The 16,352-nt window shown below is 58.5% G+C and carries 17 protein-coding genes; 6 read left to right on the top strand and 11 right to left on the bottom strand.

Annotated elements, in window-relative coordinates:
* Nucleotides 1-275 precede the first annotated feature (275 nt).
* Complete coding sequence (locus tag RAM15_RS01090) at nucleotides 276-1,280, bottom strand: LacI family DNA-binding transcriptional regulator (protein ID WP_306221701.1); 1,005 nt, start codon at nucleotides 1,278-1,280, stop codon at nucleotides 276-278.
* A gap of 400 nt (nucleotides 1,281-1,680) precedes the next feature.
* Here RAM15_RS01090 and RAM15_RS01085 point away from each other — a divergent pair, with 400 nt between their 5' ends.
* The 3 genes from RAM15_RS01085 to RAM15_RS01075 all read left to right on the top strand — a co-directional run bounded on the left by RAM15_RS01085 (nucleotide 1,681) and on the right by RAM15_RS01075 (nucleotide 4,603).
* Complete coding sequence (locus RAM15_RS01085) at nucleotides 1,681-2,697, top strand: ABC transporter substrate-binding protein (protein ID WP_306221700.1); 1,017 nt, start codon at nucleotides 1,681-1,683, stop codon at nucleotides 2,695-2,697.
* Nucleotides 2,694-3,482 carry an ABC transporter permease gene (locus tag RAM15_RS01080; protein WP_306221699.1) on the top strand — a complete coding sequence of 263 codons (789 nt, stop codon included), beginning with the start codon at nucleotides 2,694-2,696 and terminating at the stop codon, nucleotides 3,480-3,482. The genes RAM15_RS01085 and RAM15_RS01080 overlap by 4 nt, the downstream gene beginning before the upstream one ends.
* Before the next feature lie 122 nt (nucleotides 3,483-3,604).
* Nucleotides 3,605-4,603, top strand: a complete 999-nt coding sequence (locus RAM15_RS01075) for a DUF805 domain-containing protein (RefSeq protein ID WP_306221698.1) — start codon at nucleotides 3,605-3,607, stop codon at nucleotides 4,601-4,603.
* 51 nt (nucleotides 4,604-4,654) lie between these two features.
* Here the strand turns inward: RAM15_RS01075 and RAM15_RS01070 are convergent, their stop codons facing one another.
* A complete protein-coding gene (locus RAM15_RS01070; protein WP_306221697.1) occupies nucleotides 4,655-5,515 on the bottom strand; it encodes a hypothetical protein in 861 nt (286 codons plus the stop codon).
* A gap of 81 nt (nucleotides 5,516-5,596) precedes the next feature.
* On the bottom strand, nucleotides 5,597-6,253 hold the full coding sequence (locus RAM15_RS01065; protein WP_306221696.1) for a histidine phosphatase family protein: 657 nt from the start codon (nucleotides 6,251-6,253) through the stop codon (nucleotides 5,597-5,599).
* 213 nt (nucleotides 6,254-6,466) lie between these two features.
* Between RAM15_RS01065 and RAM15_RS01060 the strand changes: the two genes are divergently transcribed.
* The 3 genes from RAM15_RS01060 to RAM15_RS01050 all read left to right on the top strand — a co-directional run bounded on the left by RAM15_RS01060 (nucleotide 6,467) and on the right by RAM15_RS01050 (nucleotide 8,845).
* Nucleotides 6,467-7,804 carry an MFS transporter gene (locus RAM15_RS01060; protein ID WP_306221695.1) on the top strand — a complete coding sequence of 446 codons (1,338 nt, stop codon included), beginning with the start codon at nucleotides 6,467-6,469 and terminating at the stop codon, nucleotides 7,802-7,804.
* A 78-nt stretch (nucleotides 7,805-7,882) separates the two neighbouring features.
* A complete protein-coding gene (locus RAM15_RS01055; protein ID WP_306222212.1) occupies nucleotides 7,883-8,389 on the top strand; it encodes a GtrA family protein in 507 nt (168 codons plus the stop codon).
* 108 nt (nucleotides 8,390-8,497) lie between these two features.
* Nucleotides 8,498-8,845, top strand: a complete 348-nt coding sequence (locus RAM15_RS01050) for a phenylpyruvate tautomerase MIF-related protein (protein WP_101431892.1) — start codon at nucleotides 8,498-8,500, stop codon at nucleotides 8,843-8,845.
* Between the two features lie 122 nt (nucleotides 8,846-8,967).
* On the opposite strand, the gene rplI is transcribed toward RAM15_RS01050, so the two are convergent.
* From rplI to RAM15_RS01010, 8 genes are all read right to left on the bottom strand, one after another.
* On the bottom strand, nucleotides 8,968-9,417 hold the full coding sequence (rplI, locus tag RAM15_RS01045; protein ID WP_024627583.1) for a 50S ribosomal protein L9: 450 nt from the start codon (nucleotides 9,415-9,417) through the stop codon (nucleotides 8,968-8,970).
* A 14-nt stretch (nucleotides 9,418-9,431) separates the two neighbouring features.
* Nucleotides 9,432-9,680 carry a 30S ribosomal protein S18 gene (gene rpsR / locus RAM15_RS01040; RefSeq protein WP_015021310.1) on the bottom strand — a complete coding sequence of 83 codons (249 nt, stop codon included), beginning with the start codon at nucleotides 9,678-9,680 and terminating at the stop codon, nucleotides 9,432-9,434.
* 36 nt (nucleotides 9,681-9,716) lie between these two features.
* Entirely contained in the window at nucleotides 9,717-10,334 is a 618-nt protein-coding gene (locus RAM15_RS01035; protein ID WP_306221694.1) for a single-stranded DNA-binding protein, read from the bottom strand.
* 123 nt (nucleotides 10,335-10,457) lie between these two features.
* Complete coding sequence (gene rpsF / locus RAM15_RS01030) at nucleotides 10,458-10,754, bottom strand: 30S ribosomal protein S6 (protein WP_015021308.1); 297 nt, start codon at nucleotides 10,752-10,754, stop codon at nucleotides 10,458-10,460.
* Nucleotides 10,755-10,915: 161 nt separating this feature from the next.
* Nucleotides 10,916-11,962, bottom strand: a complete 1,047-nt coding sequence (gene rfbB, locus RAM15_RS01025; protein WP_306221693.1) for a dTDP-glucose 4,6-dehydratase — start codon at nucleotides 11,960-11,962, stop codon at nucleotides 10,916-10,918.
* Nucleotides 11,959-14,061 carry a glycosyltransferase gene (locus RAM15_RS01020; RefSeq protein WP_306221692.1) on the bottom strand — a complete coding sequence of 701 codons (2,103 nt, stop codon included), beginning with the start codon at nucleotides 14,059-14,061 and terminating at the stop codon, nucleotides 11,959-11,961. Before RAM15_RS01020 ends, rfbB begins: the two co-directional genes overlap by 4 nt.
* A gap of 74 nt (nucleotides 14,062-14,135) precedes the next feature.
* Nucleotides 14,136-15,431, bottom strand: a complete 1,296-nt coding sequence (locus RAM15_RS01015; protein ID WP_306221691.1) for an ABC transporter ATP-binding protein — start codon at nucleotides 15,429-15,431, stop codon at nucleotides 14,136-14,138.
* Entirely contained in the window at nucleotides 15,431-16,273 is an 843-nt protein-coding gene (locus tag RAM15_RS01010) for an ABC transporter permease (RefSeq protein ID WP_372338661.1), read from the bottom strand. The genes RAM15_RS01015 and RAM15_RS01010 overlap by 1 nt, the downstream gene beginning before the upstream one ends.
* Between the last annotated feature and the right edge of the window lie 79 nt (nucleotides 16,274-16,352).

The following is a 16,352-nucleotide window of genomic DNA, read 5'->3' as shown; positions in this document are numbered from 1 at the left end:
ATTCCAGACCGGAAACGGCGAATCACATGGATGTCATTCTTTGCTGACAGCACTCACTCTATCACGCCGAGACCACCATATGTAGTGTCTGAGAATGATTCGTTACCTACATTTAGTAATTTATCTGTTTTGTGAACTGTGTCACAAATAGCAGGGTCTGGACAAGGGCGGCAAATGGCCGAAAGGCCATTGGAGGTCATCAACAGAGACGACACAGCCGCCCGACACGCACGTATTTTGTCCAGCCCCGACTCCTGCATCAACCAGGAAGAGGCCTAGGCCAGCAGACCCCTGGGCACGAAAAGGGTTTGGGTGCGCAGACGGCGATCCACGCCCATGCCCTCCGGAGCCTGCCGCCCCGGCTCGATCATGGATAGGAGCATATCAACGCCCTGACGGCCCATGCGATCCACCTGCTGGGAGATGACCGACACCTGGGGGCTGATCAGTTGAAAAACCTCCAAGTCGTCGAAGGAGACCATGGGCACGCGCGAGCGCAGATCGCCGTCCCACTCCATGGCGACGGCCTTGATGGCATCAGCCGAGTATCCGAAGATGACAGCGTCAACCCCTTGGCCAAGCAGGCCGCGCATGGTCGCAGCCGCCCGGGGACGATCCTCAAACCCCTGGCGGACCACCAATCCTGTCAGCCCCTGACGGACATCTACGCAGTCCAGAAAAGCCTGCTCACGCTCGCGAAAAGTATAGGAGCGGCTCTCCGGGCCCGGGACAAAGGCCACTCGTCTGCATCCCCTGGCTGCCAGAGCGTCCATGGCCGCCTCCAAGCCGGGCACAGGATCGGAATCCACCAAAGGGACACCGGGCAGGGTCCGGTCGGGACGATCCACGAAAACCACAGGGAATTCCCTTGCCAACATGGTGCGCAACATGGGTGAGGTGGGCCCGTCAGGCACGACCAAAACACCGTCCATATGCCGAGACAGAAGGATGCGGTAATAGTCCTCCCGCCTGCTGGATTGGCAAGAGGACACGCCGATCAAGGGCGCGTAGCCTGCCGAGTAGAGCTGGTCCTGGACGGCGTAGACCAGCTCAGAGAAATAAGGATTGCGGATATCGGGAACCAGCAGGCCAACGGCATGCGAGCGCGAGGAACGCATGGAGCGGGCACGGCTGTCGGGGATGTAGCCCAGCTCCATGGCCGCCCTGCGGACCCTGTCCTTGGTGGGCGGCGAAATGCGTCCCTTGTCGTTGAGCGCCTGGGAGACCGTGGACACGGACATGCCCGCCTGCTTGGCCACATCACTGATGGTCACCGACATGGGAACCTCCGTCGACCCCTACCGAGATCGGTTGTCTTGCTCCGGACGAGACCGACAGCGGCCGGCCCGCACGGACCTCTCGTGAGTTTCCAGTATAGAGGCATACGATGCAACCTTTCATCACGGCGAGGCAGGACCGGCAGGCTTGGACTAGAGTGGTCTTGTTCGCGCGGCTGGTGGCAGCAGCCGTGGCACACATCGCAGAATTCCATCGGTCAAGACCGTACCGGATCGTCGCGCGGGCTCCTCACCTTCCCGTAGCGGCCCCGATGCGGATGGGCACCAGGGGTGCCGGAGAGGCAAGGTGACAGTGATGAGCATGTCGAGGAACAGTGGCTTCAGGAGAGTTCCCGGCCACAAACTGATCGTGCGGGCGCTCGCCCTAACAGCTGCGCTCTGCATGGCAGCCACGAGCGCAGCCTGCGGGGCCAAGGGGGCAGACGACAAGGCCGATGACGGCTCCAAACTGTCCTTCATGCTGGATTGGACGCCCAACACCAATCATGTGGGCATCTATGTCGCCCGGCATCTGGGCTACTTCGACAAGGCCGGCCTGAAGCTGACCATCCTGCCCACGGCCCAGGCAGGAGCCGAGACCTCCGTTCAGAACGGGGTCGCCGACGTAGGCTTCTCCAAGCTGAGCAACCTGGCCACCTTCAACTCCCAGGGAGCCGACCTTCGGCAGGTCTTCAACATAGGCCAGCATTCCGTGGCGCGCTGGTGCTCGCTGGCCTCGCGCACCGACATCCAGACCCCCAAGGACTTCGACGGCAAGACCTTCGTCAGCTTCGGATCGGCCGAACAGACGGCCGTGGTCAAGCAGATGATCCGCTATGCAGGCGGCAAGGGCGACTTCAAGCGGGTGACCAGCGGCACCAACACCTTCGCCACCCTGACCAGCGGCAAGGGCGACTTCGCCGGTTTCTACGCCAATTGGGAGGGGGTGGAGAGCGAGCTCAAGGGCCCGGCCCTGCACTGCTTCACCCAGGCCGACTGGGGAGTGCCCGGCAACCCCGACCAGCTGGGCTTCGTGGCCAAGAATTCCTGGCTGCAGCAGGCCGGCCACCGTCGCGCCCTGACGGCATTCGTCAAGGCCTGTCTGAAGGGATACGACTACGCCCTGAGCCATCCCGACCAGGCGGCGGACATCCTGGTCCAGGAGACCAAGGGGTCGGCCATCGACCCGACCCTGGCCAAGCGCTCCATGGAGAGCATCGTCAAGGAGGGGTACTGGGTTGACAGTCCAAATCAAAAGAGCATCAGCGGACTGATCAATGTCAAGGATGCCCAGGACTATCTGGACTTTCAGTTCAAGGCAGGCACTTACCGGGACGCTAAGAAGGGCGATCCCAACAAGGCTCCTCAGGCCACGGACCTGTGGACCGATCGCTACGTTCGGGAGGCAGCCGGTCGATGAAGGCACGCAAGCAGAGCAGAACCCGGGCGCTGCCTCCGACCCTCACCCTGCTGGCGCTCTTGATCATCTGGGAGCTGGCAGCCCGCCTGGGCGGAGTCAGCGAACAGGCCCTGCCGGCACCCAGTCGAATCCTGGTTGCCACAGTGCAGTCCCGAGAGGATCTGCTGCCCGCCACCGCCATCACCGCCCTTGAGGGTCTGCTGGGCTTCCTCCTGGCCTCGGTCCTGGGGATAGTGATCGGTCTGGCACTCTACAGCTGGCGCACCCTGCATGATGCCCTCTACCCTCTGATCGCCGGCGCTCAGATGATCCCGCTGATCACCATCGCCCCCCTGTTCGTGATCTGGTTCGGATTCGAGCCACTGGGCAAGGTAGTCATCGTGGCCGTCTTCGCCCTCTTCCCCATCGTGGTCCAGACCTACCGGGGCCTCAAGTCCGTGCCCCGCTTCTATCAGGACGTGGCCCTGAACTGCGGGGCGACTCGGACCTGGACCCTCTGGCACGTCAAGCTTCGGGTGGCCGCAGGACAGATCTTCGGCGGCCTGCGCATCAGCGCCGCCTATGTCTTCGCCACAGCGGCCACCTCAGAGTATCTAGGCGCCAGAAACGGCCTGGGCATATGGCTGCAGTCGGCCTTCAATTCCTTCAGAACACCGCTGATCTTTTCGGCCACCTTGGTCATCATCCTGCTGACCGCCCTCCTGCTGGCCCTGATCACCCTGATCGAGCGCCTCCTGCTGGGCGATGCAGGCGATGATCACATGGTCAATCCAGACGACGAATGAAGAGTCCCCCCATCCCCTGCACTATTCATGGCTATCAAGCGGAAGAACCGGCCTGCCATAATAGGAACATACGGAAAAGTCAGATTCAGGAATATCAATAGAAGATGAGAGGGACGACATCCATGAGCCATCCAGATGATACGAACAACGGGAACCAGACCCCCAATGACCAAGGTTCGGCCAACGGCTTGCCCCAGAATGACCACGCAGACGGAACCGGCTCAGGGCCCGTAGCCTACCTGAATCAGCCTCAGCCAGGACAATCCGGCCATGCGCCGGCAGCTTCGGATCAGAGCGACGTGTACCATCCGATCAGCGAAGCCCAAAGACCTGCCGACGATTACCGTCGGGAACAGCCGTACCAAGGGCAGCCATACGGTCAACAGCCGCAGGGTCAACAGCCAGGCTACAACCAGCAACAGCCCTATGGTCAGCAGTACTACGGGCAGCAGCAGGCACCCTATGGTCAAGGTCCGAATCCCGGCCAGGCCAACGGTCAGCCCAATGGCGCAACCCCTCCGACTGGCTATGCGCCGGGCAACCCTTATCAATCGCCCGCGGGTTGGCCACAGGCCAGCTACCAGCCCGGCCCCCAGGTCCCGCAGTATCCGGCCTACCCCTATGCGGATGCCGGATTCAACGGCGAGCCGCCACTGAACGCACCCTGGTACGGCATTGACTTCGTAAACGCTTGCAAGCGTTTCTTCGTCAAATATTCCGTCTTCTCCGGGAGGGCCTCCCGCGGGGAATTCTGGTGGGTTGTTCTGATGATCTTTCTCATCGACCTTGCGATCTCGATCATCACCTCAGGATCCATCTTTGTGGGACGGATTCTGTCCCTCCTGGTCACCCTTGGACTTTTCATACCCAATCTGGCTGTAGGCATACGGCGGCTTCACGACACCAACATGTCCGGCTACTGGATACTCCTGCCCTTTGCAAGCGAGCTGGTGGGCGCCATCCCTCTGGTCTTCGCCATCGTGGCTATTATTGACGGGCATCCGGGATCTTCGCTCTCCCTGCTTGGCTTGGGCGCATTGATCATGATCGCCGGAACCGTCGCCGGGATCATTCTGCTGGCCCGACCCAGCGATCCACGAGGAGCCCGTTTCGATCGCTGAGTCCAGCCAGCCCTTCGCCTTGGACGATAGCAAGGCGAAGGGCAGAAGGTCTCAGAGCTCCACAGGAGGCTTGTTGGGATCCTCGGGCACATGGGCGAACTTGGCCTGCAGGGCCTCGCGGCTCTTGCGCTCGTCATCTTCCTTGGCCTTGCGCTTGGCCTCCTCGGGGTCCCAGAGCACCTCCTGACGATGATGGACCCACTCGGCACCTGCCAGAGGAGCCAGCAGGTCCGCGAAAGCCTCCGGATCATCCAATAATCCCAGCGCCTGGACGACATCCTCGCCGGACAGGAAAGCCCGCGGAATGCCCAGCCGCTCGTTGAGCTCATTGACATAGACCAGTATCGGCGCAGCGGCCGCTGCGTGATCGGGGTCAGCGCCTGCACGCCGGAGCAGATCACGACAAATCGCCAGGCTGGTGGCCAGGGCCCGGGCCACCCCCTCCTTGTCCTGCAGAGATTTGGGGGATGTGCTCTGGTCATTCAAGGACTGCTCGGCCTTGGCCACGCCGGCGGCTACATCCTGCTGCCGAACCTGGTCCCAGCCGCTGCCCAAGGTTTCAGCCAAATCCGCAAGCATCTTGGACCGGTCTTCCTGCGCCTGTGCAGCAGCCTCGATGGCATCGTTGGCCGCCATGAGGGCATCCACCAGATCCTGGGGACGACCAGGAATGTCCTCAGCGCCCTCATAGACGTATTCAGCGTCGGGGATGGTCACATCCTCTCCCGTCATCAACTGCGCCAACACCATGCTGATGCGCACCTGCAGGTCCTCCGCATACTTGGCGTCGTTGGCCAGATGCTCGGCATTCGTCAAGGGCCAAAGGTCTACCAGCCTGGCCCCCTGTTCAGCCGCCTGGGCCACGGCGGGCCGCCCGGCTATGGCCTCCAGGCTTCCCTCTACATCCACCATGATCATCACGCTCCTTCATCGGGTTCTCGGACAGTCATCCACGACAGTATCCTCAGCCATCCTAGGCCGTGCAAGCGGTCTTCACACGCCTGCCGCCGGGTCCGCGTAGGTGATTCCCAGCACTTTGCCGGTGTCACAATCCAGGGTGATGGAGGTCACCGATGCCAGGGCGGTGGCTCGAAGGAACATATTGTGCTCGGGGTGACCGGTCTCCAAAAGATGACGGTAGGACCAGATGGGCGACTCATGCGAGACAGCCATGATCTGCGCATCAGGATGGCTACGGACCACCTGCCGGACGAAATCCCCCACTCGCCGGGCGATCTGCCGATAGGACTCCCCCCAGCTGGGTCGGCGCAGGTCCAGGATCAGCCGCAGGTTGGAGGGCCGCCAGAGGGCCCCCTGCCCGCGTCCGATACGCTTGCCGCGGAATTCGTTGCCGGCCTCGATCAGACGACGGTCATAGACAGGCTCCAATGGTTTCAAACCGTGCTGGACACGAGCTGGGTTGATCTGCTCAAGCAGGATGGCTGTGGTCTCCCTGGTCCTGTCCAGCGGAGATGAGTAAACGGCTTCCAGATCGCGCATGCCAGGAGCCTCGGCCATAAAGCGGGCCGTCGCTTCGACCATAGCCCTGCCTCTGGCGGACAAATGGAATCCCGGCAATCGCTCATAGAGAATATGATCGGGATTATCAACCTGGCCATGACGGACGAAATGAATGGTCGTCGCAGGCACGACCCACCTCCCAAGCTCCCCGGCAGACCCGATAAGAGACCATGGCGGGGGGTAGAATTATCAGTATCCCAATGGCACCCATCAGGCGCCGATATGGTTACCACTGTAGCAGTCCCCCAACAGCCCCACATCCCTTTCATGCATCTGGAAGGTTCTGGAGAAAACATGCTTCGGGACTGCAAAAACACTCAAGGAATGCGAGGTGAACAACCCATGCCACGGCAATTGAAAGCGGCCCTGGTCGAAGCCGGTCACAGGGTCTTCGGGGGATACTCGGCGCTCCTGCGACTGCCTCACACGGCACGGTTCGCAGTGGGGTCGGTTATCGCCTCCATGCCCTTCCCCATGGTGGGCATGACCATCACCATCTCGGTGCAGCACTACTACGGCAGCTACTCCTTGGCCGGAGCCCTGACCGCCATCCAAGCCGTGGCACTGGCCCTAGTCAGCCCCATGCTGGGCAAGATGGTCGACAAGTTCGGCCAGCGACAGGTCTCCATTCCCACCGTTCTGGTCTGGATCGTGGCCGCCACGGTCCTGATCACAGCCATCACCGCCCACGCCCCCACCTGGGTGCTCTACCTGGTCACCCCGTTCATGGCGGCCATTCCACCCTGGGGAGCCATGAGCCGTAGCCGGTGGACGCATCTGCTGCGCGGCGACCACCGAGCCACTAATCAGGCCCTGTCCCTGTCAGGGGTCTTCGACGAGGCCATGTGGGTGATCGGCAATCCTCTAGCCTCCATCCTGGCGGTCATTTCAGGCGTATTGGCCTTCTTCTTTACCGGGATCTGTGTGCTGGTCGGGGCCTTTATGTTCCTATCCTGCCGAGAGACCGAGCCGCCCTCGCAGACGGACATGTCCCGCGCCCAGGGCATCACCCGCAAAGAGTACCGGGAGCGCCAGGCTCAGCAAGTGGCGCGCCTGCGGGACCAGGAGGGCGGAAACGGCCGTAGTGGCGCCTTCTGGAGCGCCGGCATGATCGCCGTCTGCGCCACCTGGTTCGGCCTGGGAGCCTTCCAGAGCGCCGCATCCATCTCCATCATCGCCTTCGCCACCGAACAGGGGATGAAGCAGATGACCGGATTCGTCTTCGCCTGCTTCTCCTTCAGCTCCCTGGTCGGTGCCCTGCTTTACGGGGCCAAGAACTGGACCATCCCCCTCTGGAAGCGTTTCTACTTCTGCCTGCTGGTGGTCAACCTGGGCATCGGAACCTTCATGTTCGCCAGGAATCTGTGGACCATCATGATCATCTACCTGATCATCGGCGTCTGCCAGGCACCCACCTGGATCAACGGCAACCAGCTCATGCTCCACCTGGTGCCGCCCATCCGCTTCACCGAGGGCATGGCTTGGCTGAGCGCCATGAATTCGATCGGGTCCTCGGCGGGTTCGGCTGTGGCCGGGCAGTTCATCGACCGTTACGGATCCCAAGGCGGGTTCGGGGTGGTCACTACTCTGGCTCTGACCTCGCTGGCCATCGCCTTTGTAGGGTTCCGTCAAATCCGCAACAGCACCGAGGAACCCATTCTGACCGAGCTGCCCGCCTGAGGGCGCAACGTAAGGCTTTTGCGCACAAGCGGCTCCCGCTACCCCGCGAGCACAGCAGGAATGATTGAATGGGCTATCGTGCGTAGATTAATCGGACAGCTGCTCAAGTTCGGCATCGTGGGCGTCATCGCCTTTCTGATCGACATCGGCATCATGAACCTGCTGATCATGGGGCCACACCTGAACAATGTCCTGGCTGGGGCCATTTCCTTCCCGATCTCCCTGGTCTTCAACTATCTGGCCAGCATGCGCTACGTCTTCAAGCATAGGGAGGACATGGCCCGGTGGATGGAGATGGCGGTCTTTCTGGTCTCCTCGGTAATCGGCCTGGGGATCAATGAGGTGATCCTGTGGATGGGCACTGCCATGCTGCCGCCGGACGCCATCACCACCATGCACGCCCGTTACCTGCTCTACGCCAACATCGCCAAGATCACAGCCACCGTGGTGGTGGCCATCTGGAACTTCCTGATCCGCAAGTGGCTGCTGGATGCTCCCGCCCCCGGCAAACCGGTCGACCCGCGTTCGGTGGCCCACCGTCTGGGGGCCTGGTCCCTGCGTCATCGGCCCTTCGGCTGGCGCTGAGCCAGCCTGCCCGGTCAAGGCTACTATGGGACGGGAATAGTCGTCCATCCGCCAAGCGGACCGAGTCATCCTGATTGGTCACGCCGGACGAACCGGAAAGGAAGCACCATGCCCGTTATCCATACCCATGTAAGCACGCCCATCACCGCCGAACAGCGCGAACGGATCAAGACCGCCTACGGCAAGGCCATCACCGCTGTCCCCGGCAAGTCCGAGGGCTGGCTCATGTGCCCCTTCGAGTCGGACATGCCCATCTATTTCGGCGGTGACGACAGCAAGCCTGCAGCCTATGTCGAGGTCAACGTCTTCGGCAGCGACGTACCAAAGTCCGCCTGGGAAAGCCTGACCAAGACCATCATGGACACGCTGGAATCTGAGCTGTCCATCCCCAAGAACCGCACCTACATCCGCTATACGGCCACCACTGACTGGGGCTGGAATGGCGGCAATTTCTAGGCGAGTAATCCCCTGTAACGCATAAGGAGGCCTTCCCGCGCATATACCTGCTGCGGGAAGGCCTCCTGCTTAAGCCCAGATCCCTATTTCAAAAAGGATCGTTATGGGATAGGTCAGATTTACTACTCTGCGACGACCTTGACCGTGAAAGCGGCCGAGATCTCGGGGTGCAGGGCCACGGTGGCCGGGAACTCTCCGGTGGTCTTGATGGTCTCCACGGAGATGGAGCGGGGATCCACATCGGCCAAGGGGCGAAGAGCCTGAGCGATGGCATCATTGGAGATGCCGCCGAAGAGCTTACCCGAATCAGACACCTTGGCTGCGATCTCGACGGTCTGGCCATCGATGGCGGTCTTGGCTGCCACGGCATCCTCGCGGGTGGCCATGGACTTGGCACGACGTGCCCTCTGCAGGGATTCGATCTGTGCAGCAGCGCCCTTGGACCAGGCGAAAGCCAGTCCCTGGGGGATCAGGAAGTTGCGCGCATAGCCAGGCTTGACCCCGACAACGTCGCCCTTATGACCCAGATCGGTCACGGTATCGGTCAGAATAACCTTGGTTTCCTTTGCCATAATCCTGACCTCCCTCAGCGACCGTTGGTGGCGTAGGGCAGCAGGGCCATCTCGCGGGCGTTCTTGATAGCCTTGGAGATCTCGCGCTGCTCCTGGACGGTGACGCCGGTGATGCGGCGGGAACGGATCTTGCCCCGGTCCGAGATGAACTTGCGCAGCAGAGCCACGTCCTTGTAATCGATGGTATGAATCTTGGCAGCCCTCAGAGGATTCGGCTTTTTCTTGAAGGGCTTGACCGGCGGTTGCGGCCTTTTACGTGACATTGGTACTCCTTAAATGAATGATGACGCTATGAAACTTCAGAACTCGGGATCGTCTCCAGAACCACCGAACTCGCCGGTGGACCCAAAGGATCCGAAGGAATCGCCAGATCCGGTCGATGACCAAGGATCCTGGGCCGGGGCCTGCTGGCTCTGCGCTGGCTGCTGACGACCCATAGGGGCCGATGCCGCGCCGGTGCCGCCCTGGTAGGATGCCCCACCCTGGTAGCCGCCGTTGCTGGAGCCGGCGAAACCGCCACGAGATCCTCCGCCACCGGTGTTGGCGTTCCTGGTGACCTGAGCGGTGTTCCGTGTCAGTGCAGGTCCGATCTCGTCCAGACGCAGCTCCACAACCGTGCGGTTGTTGCCCTCGCGATCCTGATAGGAGCGCTGCACCAGACGACCCTGGGCTATTACCCTCATGCCCTTGGTCAGGCTGGCCTGAATGTTGGAGGCCATGGGACTGTATGTAGAATCCCAAGCCGAGCAACGCATGAAGAGCGAGTCGCCGTCCTCCCACTGCCCCGAGTTCCTGTTGAACTGCCTGGGCGTGGACGCGATGGTCAGATTGGCCACCGTGCCTCCGTTGGAGGTCGTACGCACCTCCGGATCCGCAGTGAGATTACCCACCACGGTGATGTATGTATCTCCCGCCATGTCACGACCTTTCCTCGGAGTGAGGACTTGGGAATGGGCCTACTGGGGCGAATCCCGCACCCTTGGACCTTCGACGCGAGAACTGGATGTCAGCCGACGCTTCGATGTCCTTTTGCTGTTTGCTTACTTGTCATCCTTGCGAAGGATCTTGGTGCGGATGACGGACTCGTTCAGGTTGAGCACACGATCGAGCTCAGCGCTGGCGGAAGGCTCGCAGGTGTATTCGACCACCACGTAGTTGCCTTCCTTGTGCTTGTCGATCTCATAGGCCAGCTTGCGACGGCCCCAGACGTCGATGTTGTCGACGGAGCCGCCTTCCTTGGTGACCACCTCGAGATACTGGTCGGTCAGCTTCTTCAGCGAGCGCTCATCCATGGCCGGATCGGCAATGAACATCAATTCATACTTGTGCGCAGACATCACCCACCTCCTTTGGACTTACAGGTCACGGACCTTCCGTGACAGGAGGGTGTAGCAGATTACCAGATCTGGCTGTCCAAAGTCAGGACAGCCACCCAGTAACTTATTAAGAATATACACTAGTCCCGACCTTGTCTCAGAAACAAAGCAGCAAGCTACACTCAGTGCCCCTGGATCTTGTAACGACGCTCAGTTTCTTCTTTGGCGAGCCTCCACCAATCCTGATGCGAGGCGTACCAATCGATCGTATCCCTGAGCCCGTGCCGAAAATCATGGTGTCGAGGCCTCCAACCCAATTCCGACTGGATTCGGCTGGAATCCAAGGCATAGCGCCGATCCACCCCCGGCCTGTTAGGTACTCTGTCGAAGGCATCAGGTTCCTGTCCCATCTCCTCTAGGATCATGGCTAGAACCTCCCGATTGCTGTATTCGTTATCCGCACTTATCAGATAGGTGGATCCCAATATCCCCCGGGTCAGAACGGTCCAAATAGCTTCACAGTTGTCCTGAACGTGAATCCAATCACGGGACTCCCGCCCTTCGCCATAGAGGCGGGGACGAATCCCTGCGAGAATATTGGTGATCTGACGGGGAATGAACTTCTCCACATGCTGGCGCGGTCCATAGTTATTAGAACAGTTGGAGATAGTCACCCGAGTCCCATAGGTACGCCACCAGGCCCTGACTAGATGGTCCGAAGCTGCTTTGCTAGCCGAGTATGGATTGGAAGGCCTGTAAGGACTTGATTCGTCAAAACGCCTGGAATCACCAAAATCTAAATCGCCATAGACTTCATCCGTAGAAATATGGTGAAAGCGCAAATCATGTCGACGAACAGCTTGAAGAAGGATATAGGTGCCCTGGATGTTGGTTTTGATGAAGGGATCGGGAGATTGAATGGCGTTGTCGTTATGGGACTCGGCTGCAAAGTGAACGACGGTATCGATTCCGTATTCGCTGATAGCCCTCTCTACGGCTCCAGGATCGCAGATATCGCCCTTGACCAGAAAAGGGCCATTTGGACCCGTATCGGGAAGGCTACCAGGAATGGCCGCATAAGTAAGGGCGTCAAAGACCACAATCCTTGTGTTGGGATGGTGCTGGCCGACCCAACGCACGAAGTTGCTCCCAATGAATCCCGCCCCGCCAGTAACCATGAGGTTGCAGGGGCAAGTCTGATCACTCCCTATGCCGACCATGGTGGTCATTCGCTACCTATCTTGGACCCGGGTTTTCCATCTCTCTCGGAAGAATAGGGAATCACCTTCATGCCGCTATTGGCGAAAATTCGCTGCCAAGTATCAAGAGAGGCCAGGCCGTAATCACGATATTGGGCCGAAATTTCTTTCCAGTGCTTCCTGATAGTCAAAGCTAAACGGCAACCCTGACCCATGAGACGACGGAATTCGCTGTTGTCCCGTTTAAGCCAGGCTACCGAATCGCCATCTGGCGAAGTGACTAAGGCCGAATCTATGCCATCGAAAGCCACCCAGGTCCAAGCTGCGTCCTGAGCTGCTATGGAAGTGTCAGGCTGCTGGTCTCTTGTGGCGTCACGGTCAGTCAACACGGACTTGGCAAGGAGCTTTAACGCCACCAACATCCGATGTTCCCTACTCTGTGGCCGTTTACGCGGGGGTATGGTCTCATGATCAGGAGCCGGTAGAGACCAGAGATCCTTGGTAGTCTGCGCATCAGTGAAGCCCGCCCTGAGGCGGCGTACCTGGTCTAGCTTGGTGGGGAAAGTCTCAACGATATACTGTGGCCCTCTCAAAAGATCCTGAAGCGCCAAGTTGCGCAGAGCCATAGCTGAATAGGTAAAGCGCAGCCCCAGACTAGCATCCCCATACAAGGTTTCCGTCATGATTCGAGATACAGGGAACTCAGGTTCTAAGAGAAGGGCGGCCAACCACCGGTTGCGCTCCGTGTAGTACTCCTCCCAAGTACGCGCCGGATCCTTCTCATGCCAAGCTTGATGCCAGACCGCAACTCCCGGAAGACAGACCGTGGGATAGCCGGCATGCTGTGCCCGAAGACAATACTCAACATCGTCAAATTTAATGAAGACCGGTAGGGAGAGACCAATTTCCCTGATGACACTGATTGGTATCAGGCACATCCACCACCCATTGAAGTCCTCGTCAATACGCTGATGGCGTTCAGGGCAATCACGAAGAGGCTCCAAGGCGAAATCATGGTTGTAACCCAGCCCTTGAGAAGGCTCCATCCACATACGTTTCCAGTTCAGCCGCTCCCCCTGAGTGTAGAGGACGGTCCGGTTGTCTAGGTGGAACATGCCTCCACCGACCAGCATGGGCTTGCATGCATAGTCGGCGAACTGAACTGCACGAAGGATAGACTCCGGCTCACTAATGGCATCGTCATCCAGGAGGAGGACGTAGTCGGACCGACCGGCTTTGAGCGTCTCATACATGCCCCTCGAAAATCCGCCTGACCCTCCCAGATTCCGTTGGCGCATATAAGTCAGCTGGTCACCCAGAGACTGTGCCACGGCTCCGTACCCTTCTTGGTCATTGACGAATTCATTACCTTGGTCAGTGCAGTATATAGTATCCAATCGGCTACGGAGCTCAGTAGCAGCAGCGAGGTCCTGCAGCTGCCGCAAGCAATAGGGGGCGCGGTTAAAGGTAGTAATAGCGACGGATACACTGGTCTGGTGGGATGCGGTCCTGGCACGAATGGGTACTTGCCAGTCCGCATCCTTGATAGTCAAGGTATCACCCTTGCTGGCTTGTGCTTCCAGCCAGCAGTAACCGCCGTCAACCAGACCAGTCATAGGTATGTCCAGGGCAATGTGTTCTCCCTGTTCCGTCTGTCCATCCTGCTCGATCCGGACAGAACCGGCACAGGTGAAGATACCCCGACCATTGGATTTCATGACTCGGACCTCACCGCGGCCCCAAACCATCAGGGTCAGCCTGACGGTATCGACTCTGGTCCAACGACGCCAGTAACCGGCTGGGAAGGCGTTGAAGAAAGTGCAGAGTGAGATCCGCCCACCGGCGTGGATACGCAGAGATCGCCTGGAGAGAAGGTCGAAGTCATTGGTGGTCACGCCTGCGCCGGTCCGCGTTAGAGCCTGGCCCACCAGCCGTTGATATTCAGACTGATTCATAGCATTCAGCCTGATGCGCTTCACATCCGTCCGTGGATCCATAACCGTATTCGACAGGTGCGAAGGTGACCAGTCAATGGCATACAAAGGAAGCACCTGTTCCTGGTCACGCTCGGGAAAGACCACCCGGACCACACTTTCAAAACCTGTGTCTGCCATCTCTTGAACCTTCATGGGTCAAATACCTTCCCGCGGCACAGCCGCCGAATCGTCTCAAAATCATCCTATCCCGAGCACGAAGACGGGAATCACCCATCCACTTCGTCCACCTGGTCAGGGTCCAGGGCAGCTATGGTCAGTGCCCGATCGCTGAGGAGAGCATACTCTCCATTCCGCTTATTTCGTATAACAAAGTCACAGGCGTTCTCGTCCAGCGCCACCCCCACAGCGTCCGTCCCATGAGGATCGTTGGGATTGGGAGTGCGCAAAGACGTAATCAAACGGAACTCACCATTGTTAAAAACGTTCAGCGGAAGCTCGAAGTGAACAATCTGGTGGCCGTGGCGGCGCATACGCATGGTTTTTGGGCCTGTATCATAGGTAATGCCTCCCCGCCTGATATCGTGCAGAGCTACAGCTAGATAGAAATCACCTGGCTGGTCGTACTGGTACTCGACATCGAACTTGAAAACGCCAGTACCGTCACTCACCTGCGGGGAAACTGGAATGGTCCTCAGAATAGGACAGCGATCGTTCAACCCGTTGGCGTAGCCCCCACGCTGAATCTGCATCTCGTGCTCCGCTGTACGCTCAGCTTCCAAATTAGCCAAGGTGTACTTATGAGAAACGGTCTCTGGATCTCCTAGTGCTTCCACCCGCCCGTCGGCGATCATCATGGCTCGGGTACAGTATTTCTTGACTGAACCCATATCATGAGTGACGAGGATGACAGTTTTTGTAGGGTCTTTCTTGATTTCAGTGAAATAATCATCGCACTTGCGCTGGAAAGCCTCATCCCCCACAGCCAGGACCTCATCCAGAACCAGGATATCCCCCTGGGCCTTGATGGCCACGGAAAAAGCCAAGCGGACCTGCATGCCAGAGGAATAGTTCTTAAGTTTCTGGTCCATGAAGTCATCAAGTTCAGCGAACTCAACGATGTCATCGTACATGGCATCCACTTGATCTCTGGTGAACCCGAGCAGGGCTCCGTTCAGGTAGACGTTCTCACGGCCAGTCAGTTCCGGGTTAAACCCTACACCCAGCTCGATGAAGGGGACCAGCTTGCCGACCACGTGGATGGAACCGTGCTCGGGGCAATAAATCTGCGAAATCAGCTTGAGTAGAGTGGATTTGCCGCCACCGTTACGCCCGACAATGCCGAAGAACTCCCCCTGATGAACCTCAAAGCTGATGTCCTGAAGAACCTGCTGCTTCTTATAGCCTTTGATGCCCTTGGTCCAGTTAATGAATGCCTGTTTGAGACCAGTGGCCTGCTCTGTGGGGAGCTTAAAGTACTTGGAAACATGATCAACGGAAAGAACCACTGGTGCCTGCTGATAACGTTGCAGGACTTCTTCGTAGGTTTGATCATCGCTAGACATCACATGACCTCCGCGAATTTGCGACTGTTACGGCGGAACAGCCAGATACTAAACCAAAGCAGACCTAGGGTAATCACCAAGGGAATCATCATAATCCAAAAGCTGTGAAACTGGTTCCATATAGTAGGCTGAGTCTCCGGCGCAATGAAGTTGTGGCGGATGTCCTGAATGGATTGGGCTATGGGGTTAATCAACTCCAACCGAGCCAGAAAGGCCAGCCTGCCCCCACGATCAGTCACGTACTTCAGGGGGTAGATAATGGGCATAGCATAGAAAATCAGCTGCTGAAGCACTTCCCAAATGTGGGCGATATCGCGGTAGTAAACATACATGGTTGCCATGATCAACGTCATGGCCAGAGTGACCACGTAGAGCTCAGCCACATTGATCGGCAGGAAGATGATTCGCCAAGTGAAGTGAACCCTGCTGAAAAGAGCAAAGACAAGAACCACAACAAGGTTTATGGCATAGGAAATCATAGCCCCAATCGTGGCTGAAACTACCACGATATAGTTAGGAAAATGTATCTTGCGCAGAAGGTCACCGCGGTCTACCACGGAGCGCAGGCCCACATTCGTGGATTCAGTCACAAACTGCCAGGAGCTGATGCCCAGCAACAGGACAACCGGATAAGTCGCTGTTCCGTCTGACATACGCAGGAATCTGGCAAAAACCAGATACATGACGCAAAAAAGCATAAGCGGCTTGAGTACCGACCAGGCGATGCCCAGGAAAGAACCCTGGTACCGCAGCTTGAAATCAGTCTTTACCAAGCCGCGCAGCACGGTCAGCGCATACCCGTATCGGTCCCTGATCTTTTGCACAAGTTGTTTCACGTTCATTTCCTATCGACGACCGCACCACCATACTTCAGCACTCGGCCTGACATGCTATGAAACACTATTCACAGAAGGCGAATTT

Source organism: Bifidobacterium asteroides, from assembly GCF_030758775.1.
GTDB lineage: Bacteria > Actinomycetota > Actinomycetes > Actinomycetales > Bifidobacteriaceae > Bombiscardovia > Bombiscardovia kimbladii.
The sequence above is the reverse complement of the archived record's forward strand: the minus strand, read 5'-3'. Positions and strand labels throughout refer to the sequence as shown.

What these genes read in the sequence shown, in the direction of transcription:
- RAM15_RS01090 (WP_306221701.1), bottom strand. Translation starts at nt 1,280, where the DNA reads ATGTCGGTGACCATCAGTGATGTGGCCAAGCAGGCGGGCATGTCCGTG.
- RAM15_RS01085 (WP_306221700.1), top strand. Translation starts at nt 1,681, where the DNA reads ATGGCAGCCACGAGCGCAGCCTGCGGGGCCAAGGGGGCAGACGACAAG.
- RAM15_RS01080 (WP_306221699.1), top strand. Translation starts at nt 2,694, where the DNA reads ATGAAGGCACGCAAGCAGAGCAGAACCCGGGCGCTGCCTCCGACCCTC.
- RAM15_RS01075 (WP_306221698.1), top strand. Translation starts at nt 3,605, where the DNA reads ATGAGCCATCCAGATGATACGAACAACGGGAACCAGACCCCCAATGAC.
- RAM15_RS01070 (WP_306221697.1), bottom strand. Translation starts at nt 5,515, where the DNA reads ATGGTGGATGTAGAGGGAAGCCTGGAGGCCATAGCCGGGCGGCCCGCC.
- RAM15_RS01060 (WP_306221695.1), top strand. Translation starts at nt 6,467, where the DNA reads ATGCCACGGCAATTGAAAGCGGCCCTGGTCGAAGCCGGTCACAGGGTC.
- RAM15_RS01050 (WP_101431892.1), top strand. Translation starts at nt 8,498, where the DNA reads ATGCCCGTTATCCATACCCATGTAAGCACGCCCATCACCGCCGAACAG.
- rplI (WP_024627583.1), bottom strand. Translation starts at nt 9,417, where the DNA reads ATGGCAAAGGAAACCAAGGTTATTCTGACCGATACCGTGACCGATCTG.
- rpsR (WP_015021310.1), bottom strand. Translation starts at nt 9,680, where the DNA reads ATGTCACGTAAAAGGCCGCAACCGCCGGTCAAGCCCTTCAAGAAAAAG.
- RAM15_RS01035 (WP_306221694.1), bottom strand. Translation starts at nt 10,334, where the DNA reads ATGGCGGGAGATACATACATCACCGTGGTGGGTAATCTCACTGCGGAT.
- rpsF (WP_015021308.1), bottom strand. Translation starts at nt 10,754, where the DNA reads ATGTCTGCGCACAAGTATGAATTGATGTTCATTGCCGATCCGGCCATG.
- rfbB (WP_306221693.1), bottom strand. Translation starts at nt 11,962, where the DNA reads ATGACCACCATGGTCGGCATAGGGAGTGATCAGACTTGCCCCTGCAAC.
- RAM15_RS01020 (WP_306221692.1), bottom strand. Translation starts at nt 14,061, where the DNA reads ATGAAGGTTCAAGAGATGGCAGACACAGGTTTTGAAAGTGTGGTCCGG.
- RAM15_RS01015 (WP_306221691.1), bottom strand. Translation starts at nt 15,431, where the DNA reads ATGTCTAGCGATGATCAAACCTACGAAGAAGTCCTGCAACGTTATCAG.
- RAM15_RS01010 (WP_372338661.1), bottom strand. Translation starts at nt 16,273, where the DNA reads ATGAACGTGAAACAACTTGTGCAAAAGATCAGGGACCGATACGGGTAT.